Here is a 21,461-nt window from a genome sequence, read left to right on the forward strand (position 1 = left end):
GGAGCAAAAGCACCGGTTGTTTATCTTAACATCTTCCCCCGCTTGAAAGCGGGGGATTTCCGAGGGGGCGCGAAGCTCCGCCGATCGTTATCGCTTCAACGGAGAGCCGCTGCCCTTCCTCCACGATCATAGACGCCGTGTTCCGACGCAGGATGTTGATTGCAGCATTGTGGTCGGCATGGGCGCGCAAGCCGCATTGGCAACAGCGGAAAGACGCTTGGCTTTCGCGGCTTTCCCTGTCCACGGCTGCGCAGGCCGAACAGGTCTGCGAGGTGTGGCGGGGATCGACCTTGCACAGGTATCCGCCCCGTTCTTCGAGCTTGTAGGCCAACACGGTTTCAAAGCCGTGCCAGCCTTGTTCGAGGATCGCCCGGTTCAGGCCCGCCTTCTGGCAGACGTTGGTTCCGGGCGCGTCCACGGTTCCCCTGGCGCTGCGCGTCATGTTGCGCGTGGCGAGGTCTTCCAGCACGACCGTTGCGAAGCGACGGGCGATATCAAGACTGGCCTTGTGCCGCCAATCCTGCCGGATGCGGGCAGCACGGGCCTGCAAGGCTGCAACGCGGCGGCGGGCCTTGGCGTGGCGACTCGACCCGCGCTTGCGCCGCGCCAGAACGCGCTGGGCCCGGCGCTTCCTGCGCTCGATCTCCGCAAGGCCGGCAGGCATCCACCAATGCTCCCCGGTCGAAAGCGTCAGCGTGTTCGCCACGCCCCGGTCGATCCCCACGGCGGGCAAATCGTTTTGCGGGACGGCATGGTCGATTTCGCAGGCGAAGGCGATGTGCCAGCCGTTCGCCGCCAGGCTCACCGTCACATTCATGGTCTTGCCACGCAGGCGCCGCGTGTCGCGGAACTTCACCCAGCCGATCTTGGGAAGGCGCGCGGCGGACCACTTGCCGTTCAGGTGCTTGACCTCGATCTCCCGCCCCTGAAAGCGGAAGGCGCCGTTCACGCCCTTCTTGCGGCGCGAGGGATATCCTGCGCGCCCGGCGAAGAAGTTGGCATACGCCTTATCCAGATCGCGCAGGGCCTGCTGCTGGGGCGTCACATGCACGGCGGCAATCCAGTCGAACGCGGCCCGCAGTGCGGTCAATTCCCGCGCCTGGGCGATGGAGTTCAAGCGGTTCCCGGTCTGCCGCCGGTAATGCCGCCACCAGTCCCTGCGCTGCTCCAGCGCCAGATTATAGACCAGCCGCACAACCCCCGCGAACTGCCGCAACAGGACTTCCTGTTCGGCGGTCGGAGCGAGCTTGTAGCGGAAAGCGCGGTGGATCATGTTACGATTCTATCAATTGCTCCAAGGAGCGCAACCGTGGATCGTACCGGCAGGCATGTCGTCTAGACGGCGAGGACGATCATGTTCACCTGCTGGTGCATTACCCTCCGAAGATCGCCCTGTCGAAGCTGGTCAACAGCCGCAACGGCGTATCCAGCCGACGTCTGCGCGAGAGCCGCCCGGAAATCACCGGGCGCTACCACAACGGCGTTTTGTGGTCGCCGTCCTCCTTTGCGGCAAGCTGTGGCGGCGCACCGCTCTCGGTGATCGCCGAATATGTCAAATCCCAGCGCGAAGTGGCCCAAGGCCGCTCTCGCGTTCCTCCCCGGCCTGAACGCCGGGGTATCCCGCGAAGTTCACGATGACATGCCGCCGCAATCTGCTCGACCGATGGAAGCCGTTAAATCCGCATTGCCGCCTGCAGGCATTTGACGCGTTGCTATGGCACCAGGGAGAAATCATCATGCGCCAATACTCAGCCTGTATCGAATGGCTGTTCGCCGAACCCGGTGACCGTTTCGAAGACCGCATCTACCGCGCCAGGAAGGCCGGTTTGCCGGCAATCGAGTTCTGGCGGTGGACGGACAAGGATCTCGGCGCGATTTGCGCTGCCCTCAAGCAGACCGGCCTCGCCGTATCCAGCATCGTGACAGAGCCGATGATTCCGTTGACAGATGCCACCAACAAGCAAAAGTGGCTTGAAGGACTGGCCGCGTCGGTAAAGGTCGCCCAGAGGCTCGCCGCTCCTATCCTCATTGCACAGGCAGGTGACAATCTCCCCGGCCGCTCGCGGCAGGAGCAGCGCCTTGCGCTGACGGCTGCGCTGCGCGCCGGCGCCGATGTCCTGAGGGGCACGGGTGTGCGCCTCGGCGTCGAGCCACTGAACACCCGCATCGACCATATCGGTTATTTTCTGGAATCCACCCGCGAAGGCCTCGACATCACTGACGAGATCGATCGCCCCGAAATCGGGATCGTCTACGATATCTACCATTCGGCCGTGATGGATGAGCGAACCGAGGACGTGATCGGCGACCGGATTTCGCGCGTGTTTCATGTACACGTCGCAGACCACCCGGGTCGCAACGAACCCGGCTCCGGTAGCATCGATCTGGCGCACCGCCTCAACTGGCTGTTTGAGAGAGGATACGCAGGACGCGTGGGACTGGAGTATCGGCCGCTTACGCAAGGCGTTATGGCGGTCAGAAATGCGATTGGCGTGCTTTGATAGAGATCCGCTGGCAAGCTGCGATGACGCCGCGCATATCGTAAGCATACGGGTCGCGGCGGCCATTGCAGGGCGGGCCGGAAGCCTCGTTTCTTCCGACCCGCCCCGATGACGATCAGTTCGACTGCCAGCTCTTGACCAGTTCGTCGTAATTGACCGTTACCGGCTTCTCTTTCTCGTTCTCGACCTTCAATTGCGGAGCGAGGTTGCCCTTTGCGACGGCATCCTTGTTCCAGTATTCGAGATCCTGCTCTTCGGCGAGCTTCGGGCCGACATCGCCCTGGACGCCGGCGCGTTCCAGGCGCTGCAGTACCTTTTCCTGCTCGGCGCAAAGCGAATCCATGGCTTCCTGGGGGGTCTTCGCGCCCGACGAAGCATCGCCGATCGCCTGCCACCAGAGTTGTGCGAGCTTCGGATAGTCCGGCACGTTGGTGCCCGTCGGCGACCACTGCACGCGGGCGGGCGAGCGATAGAACTCGACCAGACCGCCGAGCTTCGGAGCGCGTTCGGTGAAGCTCTTGTCACGAATGGTGGACTCGCGAATGAACGTCAGCCCGACGTGGCTCTTCTTCACGTCGACCGTCTTCGACGTGACGAACTGAGCATAGAGCCAGGCGGCCTTGGCACGATCGTCCGGGGTCGACTTCATCAGCGTCCAGGAGCCGGCATCCTGGTACCCGAGCTTCATGCCGTCCTTCCAGTAGACGCCGTGCGGCGACGGGGCGAAGCGCCACTTCGGCGTGCCGTCCTCGTTCACGACCGGCAGGCCCTGCTTCACGAAGTCGGCGGTGAAGGCCGTGTACGTAAACATCTGCTGGGCGATCTCACCCTGCGACGGAACCGGGCCAGATTCGGAGAAGGTCATGCCCTGGGCTGCCGCCGGAGCGTAGGCCTTCATCCAATCCAGATACTTCTGGATCGAATAGACGGCTGCAGGACCGTTGGTGTCGCCGCCGCGTGCGACGCAAGAGCCGACTGGACGCGAGTTCTCGTCTACCTTGATGCCCCATTCGTCAACCGGCTTGCCATTTGGAATGCCTTTGTCGCCGTTGCCGGCCATGGAGAGCCAGGCGTCGGTGAAGCGCCAGCCGAGCGACGGATCCTTCTTGCCGTAGTCCATGTGGCCATAGACCTTCTTACCACCGACCTCACGTCCGGTGAAGAATTCAGCGATGTCCTCATAGGCCGACCAGTTGACCGGCACGCCGAGGTCGTAGCCGTACTTCGCCTTGAAGTCTGCCTTGTTCTTCTCGTCGTTGAACCAGTCGTAGCGGAACCAGTAGAGGTTCGCGAACTGCTGGTCGGGCAGCTGATAGAGCTTGCCGTCCGGCGCCGTCGTGAAGGACTTGCCGATGAAGTCGTCGATGTCGAGGTTGGGATTGGTGACGTCCTTCCCCTCGTTCGCCATGAAGTCGGTCAGACTGCGTGCCTGCTGATAGCGCCAGTGCGTACCGATGAGGTCCGAGTCGTTGATGTAGGCGTCGTAGATGTTTTCGCCTGACTGCATCTGCGTCTGCAGTTTTTCAACGACGTCGCCTTCGCCGATCAGATCGTGGGCGATCTTGATGCCGGTGATGGCGGTAAAGGCTGGTGCCAGCACCTTCGATTCATATTCGTGCGTTGTGATCGTTTCGGAGACAACCTTGATGTCCATGCCGGCGAAAGGCTTTGCCGCATCGACGAACCACTGCATTTCCTTTTCCTGGTCCGCACGGGAAATCGTCGAGAGATCGCCGACTTCCTTGTCCAGAAAGGCTTTCGCCTCATCCATGCCGGCATAGGCGGAGCCCGCCATGGCCAGCAAGATGCCTGCTGTTGTCGCTAGTAAATGCCGTCGCATAATATCCTCCCAGGGTTTGCGATTGCAGTCTTCACGTCTCAGGCGGCCAGTCCCCCGGCCATCTGTATTACCCTGCCGTCACACGTAGCGGAACACGCCAATGGCGTAGACTACGGCGAGGGCAAGAGCCCACCACAGGTTGGGCCCGACAAGGCCCAGCCATGCGAGATGAATGAATGCTGCACCGAGCAGCGAAATGAAAAGCCGGTCACCGCGCGTCGTTTCGAAACGCAGCACGCCGACCCGCGGCGAGCCCCCCGGCGCGAAATATTCCCACACGCTCATGCCGATCAGCAGCACGAGGATCGTCAGGAAGAACAGTGCCGTGGGCAGCGTCCACGCCATCCAGGAAAAGTTCATATCAATCTCCCTCAAACGCGTCCAAGAGCAAAGCCCTTGGCGATATAGTTCCTGACGAAATAAATGACGAGCGCGCCCGGCACGATCGTCAGCACGCCGGCAGCAGCCAGCACGCCCCAATCCATGCCGGCCGCCGAAACGGTGCGCGTCATGATCGCCGAGATCGGCTTTGCAGCCGTGGTCGTCAGCGTGCGGGCAAGAAGCAGTTCGACCCACGAAAACATGAAGCAGAAGAAGGCTGCGACGCCGATCCCGCTTGCGATCAGCGGCATGAAGATCTTCACGAAGAAGCGCGGGAACGAATAGCCGTCGATATACGCAGTCTCGTCGATTTCCTTCGGCACACCCGACATGAAGCCTTCGAGGATCCACACCGCCAGCGGCACGTTGAAAAGGCAATGCGCCAGAGCAACGGCAACATGCGTGTCGATGAGGCCGAACGCCGAATAGAGCTGGAAGAAAGGAAGCGCGAAGACGGCCGGCGGTGCCATTCTGTTCGTCAGCAGCCAGAAAAACAGGTGTTTGTCGCCGAGAAACCGGTAGCGCGAGAAGGCGTAGGCCGCCGGGAGCGCTGCAAGCACCGAGATCACCGTGTTCATCACGACGTAGATGATGGAATTGATATAGCCATTGTACCAGGAGGGATCGGTGAAGATCACCCTGTAGTTCCTGAGTGTCGGGTTCTGCGGCCAGAGCGAGAATGCGCCGGTGATCTCGGCATTCTCCTTGAAGCTCATATTGATCAGCCAATAGATCGGCAGCAGCAGAAAGACGATATAGATCGTCGAGACGACCCAGGAGAAGTTGCCGGCGGGTTTGTATTTCATCGTGGTTTCCATGACCCTCTCCTCATGAATTCGCGTCGCTGCTGGTCATGACCGTGTAGAATATCCACGAGAGCAGCAGGATGATCAGGAAGTAGACGATCGACATGGCGGCTGCAGGTCCGAGGTCGAACTGGCCGACCGCCATCTTCACGAGATCGATGGAAAGGAATGTCGTGGAATTGCCCGGTCCGCCGCCGGTGACAACGAAGGGTTCGGTATAGATCATGAAGCTGTCCATGAAGCGCAGGAGCACCGCAATCAGCAGCACGCGCTTCATCTTCGGCAACTGGATATAGCGGAAGACGGACCAGCGCGAAGCGCCGTCTATCTTCGCAGCTTGATAGTACGCCTCCGGGATCGAAACGAGACCGGCATAGCAGAGCAGCACGACAAGGCTCGTCCAATGCCAAACATCCATGATGATGATCGTGATCCACGCATCGATAGGGTCGCGGACATAGTTGTAGTCGAGCCCCATCGCTTCCAGGCTGTGGCCGAGCAAGCCGATATCGACACGGCCGAAGACCTGCCAGATCGTGCCGACCACATTCCACGGGATGAGGAGGGGAAGCGACATCAGCACGAGGCAGACGGGAACGCCAATGCCTTTTTGGGGCATGTTGAGCGCGATGAAGATGCCAAGCGGGATTTCAAGCGCCAGGATGATGAAGGAGAACAGCAGGTTTCGCTGCAGGGCTTCCCAGAAGCGGTCGGAATGCAGGATGTCGTCGAACCAGTCGGTGCCGGCCCAAAAGAACTCGTTGTTGCCGAAGGTGTCCTGAACGGAATAGTTCACGACCGTCATCAGCGGAATGGCCGCCGAAAACGCGACGAGCAGCAATACCGGCAGGACGAGAAACCAGGCCTTGTTGTTCCAGGTCTTTTCCATGATCAGCCCTCCCTGCCGACCCGCCACGAACCGGCGTAGATGCTGATCGCATCCGGATCGAAGCTGACGCGCGCATCCGCTGGAATTTCCACATCTTCCCGCACGACGATGGCGATCGGCTGATCCGCAAACCGCGCGCGAACGATCTTTTGCCTGCCGATATCCTCGACCTTCGAAATCGAGACGGGCATGCCTTCACGGCCGAGGCGGATGAATTCGGGACGGATGCCAAGTTCGATCTTGGCCGCACCATTCGTTTTCGGCGCGTAGCCGAGATTGATCGTCTCACTGCCAATCTTGACGGTATTGCCGGCAACTTCCGCCGGCATGACATTCATCCCCGGCGAGCCAATGAAATAACCCACAAACGTGTGGCTCGGGCGTTCGAATAGTTCCGCCGGCGTGCCGATCTGCACGATTTCTCCCTCATACATGACGACGACCTTCTCGGCGAAGGTCAGCGCCTCCGTCTGGTCGTGGGTCACATAGACCATCGTGAAACCGAACTGCTTGTGCAGCCGCTTCAGCTGCGACCGCAGCACCCATTTCATGTGCGGATCGATAACGGTCAGCGGTTCATCGAAGAGAATGGCGTTGACGTCGTTTCGCACCAGACCGCGGCCAAGCGAAATTTTCTGTTTCTGATCGGCCGTAAGCCGTTGCGCCTTGCGCTTGGCCCAGTCCGCAAGATCGATCATCTCGAGAATTTCGCGAACGCGCCGATCGACGTCGGCCTCCGAGACACCCCGGTTGCGAAGCGGAAAAGCGAGATTGTCGTAGACCGTCATCGTGTCGTAGATGACGGGGAACTGGAAGACCTGCGCGATGTTGCGGGCTTGCGTCGATAGCATCGTTACGTCCTGGCCGCCGAACAGGATGCGCCCGTGCGAAGGCTGCAGCAGACCGGAGATGATGTTGAGAAGCGTTGTCTTTCCGCATCCTGACGGACCAAGAAGCGCATATGCGCCGCCGTCGGTCCACTCATGATCGACTTCCTTCAGGGCATAGTCCTTGTCCGTCTTCGGATTGGGTCCGTAGGCGTGGCGGATATGGTCGAGCGTGATCCGTGCCATTCTGTCCCCCTATGCCGCTAGCCGCGTGGCGGCGATGGCGCGGCCGTTCTCGCCGAACGCCATCAGATGACGCGTGTCCAGGAACACGTCGACATCCGTATCCGGCTCGATATCATGAATGCCGTGCGCTAGCATAACCCAGCGCACCCCTTCGTAATCCAGATGCACGAAGCTCTCGGAGCCGGTGATTTCGGAAATCTGCGTTCTGGCGCGAAGCTTGGGCGCATCAGCGGTCTGTGGTTCCAGCGCAAGATGATGCGGATGAAACGCGATGGTGACCGGACCGTCCGCGATTGCCGCAAGATGTGCCGGCACCGGAATACCGATTAGGCCATTATGCTGAAAGCTCGCGCCTGCTTTCCAAACCGAAATGAAATTCAGCGGTGGGTCGGCAAAGGTCTTGGCCGTCACCAGATCGGCTGGCCGGCGATAGACGGAAATCGTCGGACCGAATTGCGTCACGCTTCCCTGATCGAGGGTCGCGGTATTGCCGCCGAGCAGCAAGGCTTCCGAAGGTTCCGTCGTCGCATAGACGAAAATCGCGCCCGACTGGGAAAATATCCTCGGCAGTTCCTGGCGCAGTTCCTCGCGCAGCTTGTAGTCGAGATTGGCAAGCGGTTCGTCGAGCAGCACCAGACCTGCATTCTTGACAAGGGCGCGCGCAAGCGCGGTCCGCTGCTGCTGCCCGCCCGACAGGTTGAGCGGAGTACGCTCGAGATAAGGTGTCAGCTTCAGGAGTTCTGCCGCCTTGCGCACTTCCACATCGATCGCCTTCGCGTCCCGGCCAGCGATCCTGAGCGGCGAGGCGATATTCTCATAGACGGTAAATGCGGGGTAATTGATGAATTGCTGGTAGACCATCGCGACATTGCGCTTCTGCACCGGCACGCCGGTCACATCGGCGCCATCGAAATGGATGGAGCCGCTGGTTGGACGGTCAAGTCCAGCCATGAGGCGCATCAACGACGTCTTGCCGGAAAGCGTCGGTCCCAGCAGGACGTTCAGCGTACCCCTTTCAAGTGTCAGATCGGTCGGGTGAATATGGTATTCACCACCCACCATCTTAGCGGCATTCCGCAATTCAAGCATTCCGGTTCCCGTGCCTCCTCACGACGGGGACGACATGGCGCTTCATCCCGCAAGTTGCGCAGGGATCGCGGCCATGTACTCCTCCAATTTCTGTACTTCATCCAATTGCAGATATAGCCCGTTCTTGGTCCTTCGCCACAGGATGTCTTGAGCGGTGACGGCCCATTCGTTGCGGACGAGATAGCGGACCTCGGCCTCGTAGAGATCGGAACCGAAGCAGTGGCCGAGATCGGCGATAGATTTAGCCTCTGCGAGCAGGCTTGCGGCGCGCGTGCCGTAGCGGCGCACCAGCCGGCGGGCATGGGCCTCGGCAAGGAACGGATAGTCCGCTTTCAGCTTGCTCACCTCGGCCGCATAGCCCTTGACCGGGAAATCGCCGCCTGGCAGATGGCTCCTCGCCGTCCACGGGCCGCCCTTCTTGCCGATCGCCTCGCCGATCTTTTCCAGCGCATGCTCCGACAGCCGCCGGTAGGTGGTCAGCTTGCCGCCGAAGACATTGAGCAGCGGCGCCTCGCCACCTTTGCCTTCGAGCTGCAGCACATAGTCGCGCGTCGCCTCCTGTGCCTTCGAGGCGCCGTCGTCATAGAGCGGCCGCACCGCCGAATAGCTCCAGACGATGTCGTCCGGGGTCACCGGCGCGTTGAAATATTCGCTGGCGGCGGCGCAGAGATAGCCGGTCTCCTCCGCAGAGATGCGCACGTCCTTGGGATCGCCGCTATAGTCGCGGTCGGTGGTGCCGATCAGCGTGAAGTCGTCCTCGTAGGGGATGGCGAAGATGATGCGGTTGTCGGGGTTCTGGAAGAAATAGGCGCGCGGCCCCTCGAACTTCTTCTTGACGACGATGTGGCTGCCCTGCACCAAGCGCACATGGCGGGCCTCGGTCTCGCCAAGGGCTGCACGCAGCACCTGGTCGACCCAGGGACCGGCGGCATTGACCAGCATGCGGGCCTGATGCCGGCGCCTTTCGCCGGTCAGCATATCGCAGCTGTCGATTTCCCACAGGCCGTTGTCGCGCCGCGCCGCCACCACCTTGGTGCGCGGCATGATCAGCGCACCGCGGTCGGCGGCATCGCGGGCGTTGAGCACCACCAGCCGGGCATCGTCGACCCAGCCGTCGGAATATTCGAAGGCCTTGGCAAACACCGGCTTCAGCGGCCGGCCCGCCGGATCGCGGCGCAGGTTCAGCACGGCGGTCGGCGGCAAAAGCCTGCGGCCGCCAAGATGGTCGTAGAAAAACAGCCCCAGCCTGATCAGCCAGGCCGGCCGGATGCCGCCCTTGTGATAGGGCAGCACGAAGCGCAGCGGCCAGATGATGTGCGGCGCCATCGCCCACAGCACCTCGCGCTCCATCAGCGATTCGCGCACCAGCCGGAACTCGTAATGCTCCAGATAGCGCAAGCCCCCATGGATTAGCTTCGTCGCCCCAGACGACGTGCCAGAGGCAAAGTCGCCCATCTCCGCCAGCGCCACCGAATAGCCGCGTCCAGCAGCATCCCGGCAAATGCCGCAGCCGTTGATCCCGCCGCCAATCACGAAAAGGTCGTGATGTGTTTGGCCCACTTTACCCCTCCCCGTGCGCCGTCGTCGATTTGCGCAACAGCACAAATCGAAAGTTTCTGAAGTAAAAACGAAAACCATTCGCGTGTCAAACGAATGTTTCTCGCATCAAGGCAGGATAAGAAAAAGCCGCTACCCGATTGGGTAGCGGCGCATTATGAAGCGGATGAGAGTGTAGGAAACCCGGCATGAACCAGGCTGATTTCCTAGCCCTCCAGCCACTTTACCTGTTCGAGCGTAAGCTCGATGTCGAGGGCCGAAAGACTATCTTCCAGTTCGGCGATCGTGCGCGGGCCGATCAGCGGAATGACTGGGAACGGCTGGGCGATCACATAGGCGAGCGCGATATGGATCGGGTTTCGGCCGAGCTTATTTGCCAGTTCATTCGCGCGGTCGCGGCGTCCGAAATTGCGATCGGAATACCAGCAGCGGACGATTTCCTCATCGTCGTGCTTGTCGCGTCCTGCCCGGTCGGTGAAGAAGCCGCGGCCCTGGCTGGACCATGCGAAGTTCGGAATCTGCTGTTCGTTCAGCCATTTCTTCCATTCGTCGTCCGAGGCCGCGACGCATCCAGCCCAGATCGGATCGAGCATTTCGGCCAGCGAAAAGTTATTGGAAAGCGCCGCAGGCGCTTTCTTGCCGGTCTTTGCCGCATAGGCCATTGCCTCGTCCATCCGCTCACGGGTCCAGTTCGAGCCGCCGAAAATCCCGCGGATGCGGCCGCGATTGACTTCGGCATCCATGGCATCGACGAACTCTCCCACCGGAATACCGGTATTGTCCCGATGCATGAAGTAGATGTCGACATAGTCCGTCTTCAACCGCTCGAGCGACTGATCGAGTTGCTTGGCGATCATGTCCGGGTAGCAGAGCGGCGAATGCGCCCCCTTGCCGATCAGCACGATCTCGTCACGCGAAACATTGCGGCTCGTGTGCCAATCGCCGAAGATACTCTCCGTCTTGCCGCTTCCGTAAACATAGGCCGTGTCGAAGACGTTGCCGCCCGCCTCGTAGAAGGCATCGAGCGTCAGCGAGGCGGCCGCAAAGTCCGGAAAGAACTCGAATCCAAGCGTTACGACGGAGGCCTGTTTAGAGATGCCCGGTATCTGGCGCTGCGGAATGCTGCCGCCAGGCCGGACTGCTCCGCCCGCAATATTCGTGGTTCGTTTTGACGCCTTCTCGACACCATATTCGAGGCCGACAGAGGCCCGCCATTTGTCGAGAACGCGAAGATTGCCGGTGGAATCGGCCCAACTCATGCCCGGCGAAGCGAATTCCTTCTCGCCGGCGCGGATTGCATCTCCAGCCGCATCGACTTCGAAGGAATAGAGCCAGCGGTCTTCCTTGACCTCGATCGTTTCCTGCTCGGCTCCCTTGAAAATCTCGATCGTGCCAACGCCGCCCTTGTGACCTGAGGCGAACCAGAAATCCTTGACCTCGATGCGGCCTTCGGAGCCGATGACGCGAAGCGTATTGTCCTGCTGGGCCATGATGGAGCAGGAGACTTCGGCAATGATGCCGTTTTGGAATTTCAAGACGGCGGAGGCCCATTCGTCTACGCCGGACTGTCCGAGGTGCGCCACGCCAAAAACCTTCTCCGGCTCGAGGAACGGCTTGCCTTCAACCGCGCCGGCGATCAGCCGCGCCATCGAGACGGGGTAGCCACCGACATCCAGAATGCCGCCGCCCGCCGTATCGTTGGCGAACAATCGATGCTCGGGCTTGAAGCCGCCCATGTTGAAACCGAAGCTTGAGCGGATGATGCGCACCGTGCCGATCACGCCGCTTTTCACCAGTTCGACGATCTTCGCCGTCTGGGGATGCAGGCGGTACATGAAGCCCTCGCCAGCAAAGACACCGGCCTTGCGCGCTTCATGGTAGATCGCATCCGCATCGAAGGCCGAAAGCGCAATCGGCTTTTCCACCAGCACATGCTTGCCAGCGCGAATCGCCTTGATCGCCCACTCGGCATGACCGGTATGCGGGGTGGCTATATAGACGGCGTCGATCTCCGGATCGGTCAGCAGCGCGTCATAGCCTTTAACGATGCGGGCGCCGGGAAAGCCATCGCCAAGGCCGGGCTTTTCCGGATTGCGGCTCGCGATCGCCACCAGTTTACCCGTACGCGAATGGGCAATGCCGTCTGCAAAGGTGCGGGCGATGGTGCCGGGGCCGATGATGCCCCAGCGGATCGGTTGCTCTGAACTCATGACTATTCCTCTTTCGTATCTTCGTCTTGGGAGCGGATTTCGTCAGCGCAAGCGATAGCCTGCGCTGTCGAACAGGAAGGTGCGTTTTGCCGATAGCGCGACGGTGAGCGTGTCGCGATCAGCTGCAGAACGGGATTCCGGACGTTCGATGATGAGTGGCTGGCCGCCCGCAGCGGTCGCATAGATGTAGCTGGTATTGCCGAGGTGTTCGGCAACATCGACCGCGACAGTGAGGTCGGCGTCGCCACTGCCCTGGTCGGCAAAATGCTCGGGCCGCACGCCGAGCGTTACTTGTGCCCCTTTTTCGGTTGCCGCCAAAACCGGCAGCGTCAGGCGGACGTTCCTGTCGCCCGCCAAGGCGACTGTCACGTTCGATGCATCGCGTTCAACAACCTCTGCCGCCAGAAAATTCATCTTCGGCGAACCGACGAAACCGGCGACGAACTGGTTAGCCGGATCGTCGTAGAGATCGAGCGGCGCGCCGATCTGCTCGATGTTGCCGGCACGCAGCACGACGATTTTGTCGGCAAGCGTCATTGCCTCCGTCTGATCGTGCGTGACATAGATCATCGTCGCGCCGAGCTGCTTGTGCAGCCTGGAGATTTCCACCCGCATCTGCACGCGCAGTTCTGCATCGAGGTTCGAGAGCGGTTCGTCGAAGAGGAAGACCTCGGGCTCGCGAACGATGGCGCGGCCGATCGCAACACGCTGGCGCTGGCCACCGGAGAGTTGCTTGGGGCGGCGTTCCATCAATTCCTTGATCTGCAGGATCTCGGCGGCGTGGCGCACCCGTTTCTCGGTATCCTCTTTCGGGTTGCCGTTCATGCGCAGGCCGAAAGAGAGGTTGTCTGCTACCGTCATATGCGGGTAGAGCGCATAGGACTGGAAAACCATGGCGATGCCGCGGTCGGCGGGCTCGACATTGTTGACGACCCTGCCGCCGATCGTGATCTCGCCCTCCGAGATATCTTCGAGGCCGGCGATCATCCTAAGCAGGGTGGATTTTCCACAGCCCGAAGGGCCGACGAAGACGACGAACTCGCCGTCCTTCACGTCGAGATTGGCGCCATGGATCACGCCGAAGGCGCCAAAGCGTTTTACAACATTCCTGAGTGAAAGCTCCGCCATGCGGCCTCCCCTATTATTTGATTGCACCGGCCGCGATGCCGGCGATGAAGTGGCGCTGCAACAGCACGAAGACGACGAGGATCGGCGCGGTCAGCAACATCGCACCCGCCATGATGCCGCCCCAGGAGACCTTGGTGAGGCCGATCAGCGTTCCAAGAGCTACCGGCGCCGTCATCATTCCGGGCCTGGAATTGATGAGCAGCGGCCAGAGATAGTTGTTCCAGGATGCCAGGAAGAGAATAATCGAGAGCGCCGCCATTGTCGGACGGGCAAGCGGCAAGGCGATGCGCAGGAAGATCTGCCACTCCTTGACGCCTTCGACGCGGGCGGCATCGAAGAGCTCGTTCGGCATCATCGAGAAGGACTGGCGCATGAAGAGCACGCCCAGCGAATTGAAGAGCGGCGGGACGATCAGCGCCACCCAGGTATTCGCCAGCTTGAATTCACGCGCCACCATGATGAATTGCGGGATCACGACGACGGCGAAAGGCAGGGTGATCGTGCCGAGAATGATGGCTGTGACGACGGAGCGACCGGCGAATCGATAGCGGGCAAGCGCCCAGCCGGCCATCGATGTCAGGAGCACCGACAAGAAGGTGTAGATGACCGCGACGGTGATCGAGATGAACATCGCCCGGAGAAAATTCGTATCGGCCTCCAGGTTCCTGAAATTCTCAACGAAATTCGTCGACGGCCAGAGCACGATGTCCGGGCTGAAGATGCCATTGTCCGGCATGGTCGAGAAGACGAACATCATCCAGAGCGGAAAGAGCCAGATGATGGCAAGCGGCGTCAGCACGATATGCAGCGCAATCTTGCGCATCAAGAGGGACTGCGACTTGGACCTCGACTTCATTTCGGCTCCCTCCCCACCCAGAGATTGAAAAGCGAAATCGCAATCGCCAATGCGGCTATCGTGTAAGCGATCGCCGACGCGTAGCCGAAATTTAGCGATGTGAAGCCCTGCCGGTAAAGAAGCAGGCCGAGCGTTTCCGTGCCCCCGCCCGGGCCGCCGCGATTGGTAATGAGGAAGGGTTCGGTGAAAAGCTGCATCGTGCCGATCACCGACAGCACCACGCAGAAGAGGACGATCGGCTTCAGGAGCGGCAGGGTGATGTGAAAGAACTGCTGTACCTTGCTGACGCGATCGAGCGTCGCAGCCTCGTAGACATCCTCGGGGATCGACTGCAAGCCGGCTAAGATGATGATCGCGTTATAGCCGGCCCAGCGCCAGGTAACGGCGATTATGACGAGGGCCATCGCCGCGTTCGCATTGTCGAACCAGGAAACGGGAGCGATGCCGACCGAACCGATCAGCTTGTTGACGATGCCGAAGTCGATGCTGAACATCAGCCGGAAGACGGCGGCATAGGCGACCTCGCCGACGACGACGGGCGCGAAGAAGGCGAAGCGGAAAAGAGGCCGCGCCTTCAGCAGCGGCGAATTTAAGAGCACCGCCATGACGGTTGCAAGCGCAATCATCACCGGTACCTGGATGACCAGGATGATCAGCGTGTTGTAGAGCGCGTTATAGAAAGCCGGGTCGCCGAAAAGGCGCCCCCAATTCGACGCAAGGCTGAATTTCCAGGGATTGACGCGCGTATTCTGGAACGAAATCAAGAACGAGTTGATGATCGGCCAGACCCAGAAGGTCGCGAAGACCAGCAGATAGGGCGCAAGGAACGCATAGGCGCTCCGGGTCCTGAACGGCATTTATTTCCTCCTCACAAGCGAAACGAGCCACCTTGTAGGTGAATGCCGGGCGCGCACCAGGCGCCCGGCCGGTTGCTCATTCTGCGATCGGAAGGCCGGTCGCCGAGGCGATCTGGTTGGCCGCATCGTCAAGTGCAGCTTTCGCATCCGGATAACCGCCCGCGAAATACTTCGTCTGCGCTGCCTTGTAGATCGCGTCCGCATCGCTCTGAAACGCCGTCCCGCGGCTCGGCACGATCTTCGGCAGCGTCGAAAGGATATCTGCCCAGACCTTCTGCCCGCCCCAGTAAGGCAGCGGCTCGTTGACGAAAGGATCCTGGACCGCCGACAGCAGCGAAGGGACGAGGCCGAAGGACTTCAGCATCGTGACCTGGCCCTCATTGGTTGCCAGCGCATAGTTCAGATAGGCCCAGGCCGCTTCCTTGTTTTCGGAATTGGCGTTGATGGCGAGCGACGAACCGCCGAGGTTTGCGGCATGCGGGCCGTCAGCCGTGAGGCTCGGCATCATGTAGACGCCCCATTTGCCGGAAAGGTCCGGCGAGCCTGAGCGTATCGTGCCCTCGTACCAGCCGCCATACATCTGGCTTGCGACCTTGCCGGCGGTATTGGCCTGGATTTTCTGGTCCCAGATGGCGGCTGTCAGCGTACCGGCGTCCTTCATCTGCTTGACCTTTTCGAGGGTCGCGACGCAGGCCGGCCGGTTGATCGTGATCGTCTGGCCGTCGGTGGAGAAATAGCCGCAGCCCTGCTCGTTGGCGATCATCCGGAACCATTCGCTATCGCCGTTGAAATCGGCCTGGGCCATGACGACGCCGGGATTGGCTTCGGAAATCTTCTTACCGGCGGCGATGAAATCGTCCCAATTCTTGATCGTTGCCGGATCGACGCCGGCCTTTTCATAGAAATCGCGGCGGTAAAAGACGGCGACCGGGCCGGAATCCCACGGCATCGCATAGGCGACGTCATCCACCTCCAGCTCGGTGCGTTTGAAGTCCGGGAATTTCGCCTGGATTTCCGCCGTATAGCCGAGATCCTTCAGGTTGGCGAAGCAGTCCGGGAAGCGGTTCCAGAAGATTTCCGCCTCGAAATTTTCGATCGTCACGATGTCCGGCAGGCCGTCGCCGCCGGCTGCGCAGCCGGCAAGAGTCTTGTCGAAGACTTGGCTGTTCCCGAGGTCTTCGACCGTGACCTTGATATCGGGATATTGCTTGTTGAAGCCTTCGAGCGTGGATTTCAGCGCCGATGCCGCGACGTTCCAGCTCCAGATGGTGAGATTGCCCGACTGCGCGAATGCGGAACCGGAAGAAAGCAGTGCGACCGCGGCGGTCGCACCGATAAGTTTGAAGCGCATTGAAAATCCTCCCTTTTCAATTGCCGTCCTTTAGCGAACGTGGCTAAGTTATCTGTAAGGGAGCCGCTGTCTCCTAAAAAGGGAATATCAATTTGGCGGAAAGTAAGGTTGCCAGCAGAGCCATCTATCAACCGGGCGCAAGCAGCATCGAAGGCTCGCCGACAGAGCTGCAGCTGTTTCATGCCCATCCACCGGTGATGGCGATGCCGCACTGGCATGCGCAGGTGGAGGTGAATTACATCATGCGGGGCACTGTGCATTACCGCATGAACGATCACGAAATGACGCTCAAGGCTGGCGACATGTGCCTCTTCTGGGGCGGCCAGCCGCATCAGATGGATGAATCCTCGGAAGATTCGCTCTACGCAGGTGCCCATTTGCCGCTTGTCTATTTCTTCCGTCTCCGCCTTCCCGCTGAAATCTCCAGCCGCCTGATGAAGGGCTCGACGCTGTTGACGTCTGCCACCGATGCCGCGGACAAAGAGAACTTTTCCCGCTGGTTCCGCTACGCGAATTCGGGCAATCCGGCAAAGGCGCAGCATGCCGTCGACGAGTTGCTGCTCCGTATCGAGCGCATCGCATTCGAACCCTATTCGATGACGGTCGTCGGCTACGGTGGAACGGAGGCCGATCAGCCCCATGCGCAACCGTCACGCAGCATAGTCAGGATGTGCGATTTCATCGCCGCCAATTTCATGGAGGACATCGACACCGTCGATATCGCCCGGGCGGCGGACCTGCATCCGAAATATGCAATGAACGTCTTCAAGAAATCGACTGGAATGACGCTCAGCAAATATCTCAATCTGCTGCGCCTCTCCCGCGCCCAGGCATTGCTGATGGCCGACGATACCAATGTGCTTCAGGTGGCGATGGACAGCGGTTTCGGCTCCATCAGCGCCTTCAACAAATCCTTCCGCCACATCGCCGGCATGTCTCCCTCGGACTTCCGAAGAGACATTCGCCTCGCCACATCCAGCGGCGCACCGGCAAGCTAGACTGGTTCCCGTCCATAAACGTTAAACTTCTAAAACGGTGTGAAGAATCACGATATTGCCGGGCGTAAAGCCCGGCTGCTTCAGGTACACCTTTAGGTCAAACTACTGATTCTAAAGACAAACCCGCAACCGCCGGGCAGCCGAGAATGCGCCAAGAACGCACCGTCCAGGCCAGTGTATTCGAGCTCTTTCGCCGAACAGGAGATCGGTCGTGAATTGAAGGCGATGTCGCAATGGTCGGATGAGCATCGCGATCTGCCCGGGCTGGTGACGCGGGAACTACGCCCGGCATGGTCTCAAGGAGACCACCCATTGGGGGATGTCGGCCGAGGCAGTGCCGCGCTGCGCATTGCTCAAGCATCGCCAGTTGAGTTGTCAGGAGTTGGCGTTCCATGTGGAAGTGTCCGCCCCGTTCCATGTGGAAGTGTCCGCCCCGTTCCGGGCTTTTGCCCGACAGCCGTGGGGCGGAGCCCGAGGAAGTCTGTCCTACACAAGACGATCAGCGCGATCCGGCCGCAAACCCTTGAAGAGATCAACCGGGTGCTGCTGGCTCGTGGAGGTCTCAACCGGCATGCCGGGATAGATCTGACCCGCCTTGAGCCAACCCTGAACCATCCCCGGCCCGCGCCAGGCCAGATCAGCGAGACCCGGATTGCGAGCGCCCAGCCATAGGAGCAATATAAGGAACACATAATATTCATCTGGCCGTCTGGGGAACTCGGCGATCATGTTACGGAATCACTTAATCCTCGCCGTCGCCGGCGTCGTTCTCGTTTTAAGTCTAGTCCTGGCCGGTCTATGGATCTGGACGGGAAACGTCATCGTCTCGATCATGTCCGAGCGCCTGATCCGAGAGGTGACGCATGCTGTGCATCGCGACGTCGGTCATTTGGTGCGCGGCGCCGACAAAGCGGTTTCCCGGTTGGCCAATGGTCTTGTTCGTCACGACCTATCGCCCGGCGACCCAGATGCTGTCGCACAGGAGCTCCATGCATTGCTGGCCGAGGAACCCGATGTCGACTGGATGTTTTTCGGCAACGAGGCCGGCGGGATGGTTTCGGTCGGGCGATTGGCAGATTCAAGCGTCGTGTTTCTGATCACCGATAAGTTTCGCGCAGGCGTCGTGCGCGAGTTCGAAGCACTGCCAAGCGGCAGGATCGGCCGATTGCGGAAGTCGGAAGGCGCGATCGATGCACGCCGGCGGATTTGGTACGCGCAGGCCAAGGAGACGGGCAAGCGATACTGGACCGAGCCCTATCTCGGTGTGGCCGAGCCGATCTTGGGCATCTCGCTCTCCGTCCCGGTCTTCAACAAGAACCGCAACTTCGTCGGGGTGTGCGGGATCGATCTCATCCTCACTCAGCTTTCCAGGTTCTTGCAGACGCTCGAAATCGGCGACAACGGCAGGGCCTTCATCATCGATGCCACCGGACATTTGATTGGCGCGTCGGGAGGAGTATCACCCGTCACCATCGGCGCCGACGGCGGGCACCTGCGCCTGCAGGCATCAGAGGCGACCGATCCCATCGTTCGCGAAACCGCCCGCTACCTTCGTCGGTACCCTGGCATCGCCGGGTCCTCGTCACCCGGACCGCACGTGTTTTCCTTCAGTGACCCCGAGGGCGGCAGGATCTATGCGGCGGTCGATCGCGCCGCTGTCCCCGGCGCACTTAACTGGACCATCATCTCAGCGGTGCCAGCTTCGGATTTCCTGATGCCTGTATATCGTGCGGCCTATCTCTCGATAGGCGTCGGAACGGTCATCGTCGCTGTCTTCGGGGTCCTCGGACTAGGGCTGGTCGGTCGCACGTTGCGGCCGCTGACTGCCTTGACGCAGGCGGCGCACGCGATTGCAAACGGCGAATGGCGAGACGTGCCCAAGGTTCGTCGAAACGATGAGGTCGGCCTGCTTGCCCAGGCGTTCGCTCTCATGACCTTCCGTCTCAAGGAGACATTGGAGGGCCTGCGTCGAAGCGAGGCCAACTTCGCAGAAGCGCAACACGTTGCCCATGTCGGCTATTGGGAACGTGACCTCGGCACAGACTGTCTTACCTGGTCAGACGAGACATACCGCATCTTTGGGCTGACGCCGCGCGCAGACACGGTGGTCAGTCTTGCCGAAGCGGTTGAGCGGATCCATCCAGAGGATCAGTCGAGCTGGAGCAAGGCCGCGGCAGAGGCCGTGCGTGGCGAATCTCGCTACGACTTGGAGTACCGCATCGTCCGGCCCAGCGGCGAGCTGCGCATCGTTCACAGCCAGGGCGATCTAACAAGGGACGCGTCGGGACGGCCGCACAGCATGTTTGGTACGATCCAGGACGTTACCGAGCGCAAGCGGGTGGAAGAAGCGCTGCGGGACAGCGAGGAGCAGTGGAGAGCCGTATTCGAGAACAATCCGACGATGTACTTCATGGTGGACGCGAGTGGCACCGTCGTGTCTGTGAATCCCTTTGGGGCGGAGCAGCTTGGGTACACGGTCGACGAACTGGTCAACCGACCCGTACAGGACATCTTTCACGAGGCAGACCGAGAAACCGTCCAGAGGCATGCGGCCGCCTGTCTCGAACATCTCGGCCGAGCCATGAGCTGGGAACTGCGCAAGATACGCAAGGACGGCTCGATGCTCTGGGTCCGCGAGACGGCCCGAGCGATGGTGATCAAGAAGCGACCTGTCATCCTGATCGTGTGCGAGGACATCACCGAGCGCAAGCGCGCCGAAGAGGCCGCCCGGCGGAGTGAAGAAGAGCTTCGCGAGGTCATCGAGACAGTTCCGGCGATGGTGTGGACCGCCTTGCCCGACGGCCGTGTCGATTTCATCAATCGGCGTTGGCAGGAGTTCACAGGCTTGTCCCTGGACGCAACGGCAAGAGCGAGCTGGGGCGCTGAAGCCCGATTTCACCCCGACGACCTCGAGCAGTATATGTCCAGTTGGCGTGCCTCCTTGACCACGGGCCACCCGTTCGAGGTTGAGGTGCGGATCCGTCGGGCGGCCGACGGCGAATATCGCTGGTGGTTTGAAAATGCCGTGCCGCTGCACGATGAGCACGGAAACATTCTCAAATGGTATGGGTTTCTCGTCGACATTGAAGATCGCAAGCGGGCCGAGGAGGCCCTGCAGAAGGCGCAGGCCGAGCTCGCGCATGTCGCGCGCGTGACGACGATGGGCGCCCTGACCTCCTCCATCGCCCACGAGGTTAACCAGCCGCTCGCCGCCGTGGTCGCCAACGCCAACGCCGCCCTGCATTGGCTCGCCAGCCAGCCCCCCAACCTCGACGAGGCGCGGGAGACGGTGACGCGCATCGTCCGTGACGGGCACCGGGCCGGCGAAGTCATCGGCCGGGTGCGCGCGCTCCTGAAGAAGACAGCCACTGTCACGGCGCAGGTGGACCTGAACGGCCTCGTCGAAGATTCGGTAGCCCTCGTCCAAGGTGAGGTACGCCGCCATCGGATCCTGCTACGGACCGAGTTGGCTAACGACCTCCCGCGCGTTGCGGGCGACCGGGTGCAGTTGCAGCAGGTAATCCTAAACCTGGTGATGAACGGCGTCGAGGCGATGAAGACGATCGCGGACCGGCCACGCAAGCTGCTGATCAGGTCCCTACTCGACGCATCCGGGGCCGTGCTGGTCGAAGTGCAGGACACCGGCGTCGGATTGGAACCGCAGAGTATGGAGCGGGTGTTCGAGGCGTTTTACACGACGAAGGCAGAGGGTCTGGGCATGGGCTTGGCCATCTGCCGGTCGATCATCGAGGCGCACGGGGGGCGGCTGTGGGCCAGGCCGAATGAGCCTTGGGGAGCTGTGTTTCAATTCACCCTGCCTTCAGCCCCGGACGAGAGCGCTCCTGGCGAGCACCCCGGCCTAACGCCGGCAGTGTGAGGTGGCGGGTCCTGGCGACACCTCATGCATCACCTTCGACGTGCAGCC

The 21,461-nt window shown here is 60.8% G+C and carries 16 protein-coding genes and 2 pseudogenes; 5 read left to right on the plus strand and 13 right to left on the minus strand.

The window, feature by feature from the left end; genetic code table 11:
• Positions 1–25: 25 nt before the first annotated feature.
• Positions 26–1,273, minus strand: coding sequence for a transposase (locus QA644_RS16985; RefSeq protein WP_283069671.1), 1,248 nt, complete (start codon positions 1,271–1,273; stop codon positions 26–28).
• 62 nt (positions 1,274–1,335) lie between these two features.
• Between QA644_RS16985 and tnpA the strand changes: the two are divergent.
• A pseudogene (gene tnpA, locus QA644_RS16990) lies at positions 1,336–1,566 on the plus strand (IS200/IS605 family transposase); the annotation flags it as partial.
• A 170-nt stretch (positions 1,567–1,736) separates the two neighbouring features.
• On the plus strand, positions 1,737–2,501 hold the full coding sequence (locus QA644_RS16995) for a TIM barrel protein (RefSeq protein ID WP_283069672.1): 765 nt from the start codon (positions 1,737–1,739) through the stop codon (positions 2,499–2,501).
• A 115-nt stretch (positions 2,502–2,616) separates the two neighbouring features.
• Here the strand turns inward: QA644_RS16995 and QA644_RS17000 are convergent, their stop codons facing one another.
• The 12 genes from QA644_RS17000 to QA644_RS17055 form a co-directional block, all read right to left on the minus strand.
• A complete protein-coding gene (locus QA644_RS17000; protein ID WP_039846210.1) occupies positions 2,617–4,341 on the minus strand; it encodes an ABC transporter substrate-binding protein in 1,725 nt (574 codons plus the stop codon).
• 78 nt (positions 4,342–4,419) lie between these two features.
• Positions 4,420–4,701: a DUF2160 domain-containing protein gene (locus QA644_RS17005; RefSeq protein ID WP_027507881.1), complete on the minus strand. Its 282-nt coding sequence runs from the start codon at positions 4,699–4,701 to the stop codon at positions 4,420–4,422.
• A gap of 11 nt (positions 4,702–4,712) precedes the next feature.
• A complete protein-coding gene (locus QA644_RS17010) occupies positions 4,713–5,540 on the minus strand; it encodes a carbohydrate ABC transporter permease (RefSeq protein ID WP_074069775.1) in 828 nt (275 codons plus the stop codon).
• 10 nt (positions 5,541–5,550) lie between these two features.
• The gene (locus QA644_RS17015; protein ID WP_283069675.1) at positions 5,551–6,417 is read right to left on the minus strand and encodes a sugar ABC transporter permease; all 867 of its coding nucleotides are present in this window, start codon (positions 6,415–6,417) and stop codon (positions 5,551–5,553) included.
• 2 nt (positions 6,418–6,419) lie between these two features.
• Entirely contained in the window at positions 6,420–7,490 is a 1,071-nt protein-coding gene (locus QA644_RS17020; protein WP_074069777.1) for an ABC transporter ATP-binding protein, read from the minus strand.
• A gap of 9 nt (positions 7,491–7,499) precedes the next feature.
• Positions 7,500–8,579 carry an ABC transporter ATP-binding protein gene (locus QA644_RS17025; RefSeq protein ID WP_283069676.1) on the minus strand — a complete coding sequence of 360 codons (1,080 nt, stop codon included), beginning with the start codon at positions 8,577–8,579 and terminating at the stop codon, positions 7,500–7,502.
• A 42-nt stretch (positions 8,580–8,621) separates the two neighbouring features.
• Positions 8,622–10,139, minus strand: coding sequence for a glycerol-3-phosphate dehydrogenase (gene glpD, locus QA644_RS17030; protein WP_194728277.1), 1,518 nt, complete (start codon positions 10,137–10,139; stop codon positions 8,622–8,624).
• Positions 10,140–10,342: 203 nt separating this feature from the next.
• Positions 10,343–12,346, minus strand: coding sequence for an aldo/keto reductase (locus tag QA644_RS17035; RefSeq protein WP_283069677.1), 2,004 nt, complete (start codon positions 12,344–12,346; stop codon positions 10,343–10,345).
• A gap of 42 nt (positions 12,347–12,388) precedes the next feature.
• Entirely contained in the window at positions 12,389–13,474 is a 1,086-nt protein-coding gene (gene ugpC, locus QA644_RS17040; protein ID WP_283069678.1) for a sn-glycerol-3-phosphate ABC transporter ATP-binding protein UgpC, read from the minus strand.
• A 13-nt stretch (positions 13,475–13,487) separates the two neighbouring features.
• Positions 13,488–14,330: a carbohydrate ABC transporter permease gene (locus tag QA644_RS17045; protein ID WP_022716007.1), complete on the minus strand. Its 843-nt coding sequence runs from the start codon at positions 14,328–14,330 to the stop codon at positions 13,488–13,490.
• Complete coding sequence (locus tag QA644_RS17050) at positions 14,327–15,187, minus strand: sugar ABC transporter permease (RefSeq protein WP_092587031.1); 861 nt, start codon at positions 15,185–15,187, stop codon at positions 14,327–14,329. The genes QA644_RS17045 and QA644_RS17050 overlap by 4 nt, the downstream gene beginning before the upstream one ends.
• 76 nt (positions 15,188–15,263) lie before the next feature.
• Positions 15,264–16,538, minus strand: coding sequence for an ABC transporter substrate-binding protein (locus QA644_RS17055; RefSeq protein WP_074069784.1), 1,275 nt, complete (start codon positions 16,536–16,538; stop codon positions 15,264–15,266).
• Between the two features lie 86 nt (positions 16,539–16,624).
• On the opposite strand from QA644_RS17055, the gene QA644_RS17060 reads away from it, so the two are divergent.
• The 3 genes and pseudogenes from QA644_RS17060 (at position 16,625) to QA644_RS17070 (ending at position 21,413) form a co-directional block, all read left to right on the plus strand.
• Positions 16,625–17,536 (plus strand): helix-turn-helix domain-containing protein, encoded by a 912-nt coding sequence (locus QA644_RS17060; protein ID WP_194730243.1) that lies wholly within the window; start codon positions 16,625–16,627, stop codon positions 17,534–17,536.
• 146 nt (positions 17,537–17,682) lie between these two features.
• Positions 17,683–18,088, plus strand: a pseudogene (locus QA644_RS17065) (ISNCY family transposase); the annotation flags it as partial.
• Between the two features lie 280 nt (positions 18,089–18,368).
• Positions 18,369–21,413, plus strand: coding sequence for a PAS domain S-box protein (locus tag QA644_RS17070; RefSeq protein WP_283069679.1), 3,045 nt, complete (start codon positions 18,369–18,371; stop codon positions 21,411–21,413).
• The last annotated feature ends 48 nt before the right edge of the window (positions 21,414–21,461 follow it).

The sequence above is a fragment of the Rhizobium sp. CC1099 genome (assembly GCF_029714385.1).
Lineage (GTDB): Bacteria > Pseudomonadota > Alphaproteobacteria > Rhizobiales > Rhizobiaceae > Rhizobium.

Excerpts from the sequence above, each read along its gene's own strand:
- QA644_RS17025 (WP_283069676.1), bottom strand. The coding sequence starts at position 8,579 with ATGCTTGAATTGCGGAATGCCGCTAAGATGGTGGGTGGTGAATACCAT.
- QA644_RS17045 (WP_022716007.1), bottom strand. The coding sequence starts at position 14,330 with ATGAAGTCGAGGTCCAAGTCGCAGTCCCTCTTGATGCGCAAGATTGCG.
- QA644_RS17005 (WP_027507881.1), bottom strand. The coding sequence starts at position 4,701 with ATGAACTTTTCCTGGATGGCGTGGACGCTGCCCACGGCACTGTTCTTC.
- QA644_RS17050 (WP_092587031.1), bottom strand. The coding sequence starts at position 15,187 with ATGCCGTTCAGGACCCGGAGCGCCTATGCGTTCCTTGCGCCCTATCTG.
- QA644_RS16995 (WP_283069672.1), top strand. The coding sequence starts at position 1,737 with ATGCGCCAATACTCAGCCTGTATCGAATGGCTGTTCGCCGAACCCGGT.
- QA644_RS17020 (WP_074069777.1), bottom strand. The coding sequence starts at position 7,490 with ATGGCACGGATCACGCTCGACCATATCCGCCACGCCTACGGACCCAAT.
- QA644_RS17010 (WP_074069775.1), bottom strand. The coding sequence starts at position 5,540 with ATGGAAACCACGATGAAATACAAACCCGCCGGCAACTTCTCCTGGGTC.
- QA644_RS17055 (WP_074069784.1), bottom strand. The coding sequence starts at position 16,538 with ATGCGCTTCAAACTTATCGGTGCGACCGCCGCGGTCGCACTGCTTTCT.
- ugpC (WP_283069678.1), bottom strand. The coding sequence starts at position 13,474 with ATGGCGGAGCTTTCACTCAGGAATGTTGTAAAACGCTTTGGCGCCTTC.
- QA644_RS17015 (WP_283069675.1), bottom strand. The coding sequence starts at position 6,417 with ATGGAAAAGACCTGGAACAACAAGGCCTGGTTTCTCGTCCTGCCGGTA.
- QA644_RS16985 (WP_283069671.1), bottom strand. The coding sequence starts at position 1,273 with ATGATCCACCGCGCTTTCCGCTACAAGCTCGCTCCGACCGCCGAACAG.
- QA644_RS17070 (WP_283069679.1), top strand. The coding sequence starts at position 18,369 with ATGTCCGAGCGCCTGATCCGAGAGGTGACGCATGCTGTGCATCGCGAC.
- QA644_RS17035 (WP_283069677.1), bottom strand. The coding sequence starts at position 12,346 with ATGAGTTCAGAGCAACCGATCCGCTGGGGCATCATCGGCCCCGGCACC.
- QA644_RS17000 (WP_039846210.1), bottom strand. The coding sequence starts at position 4,341 with ATGCGACGGCATTTACTAGCGACAACAGCAGGCATCTTGCTGGCCATG.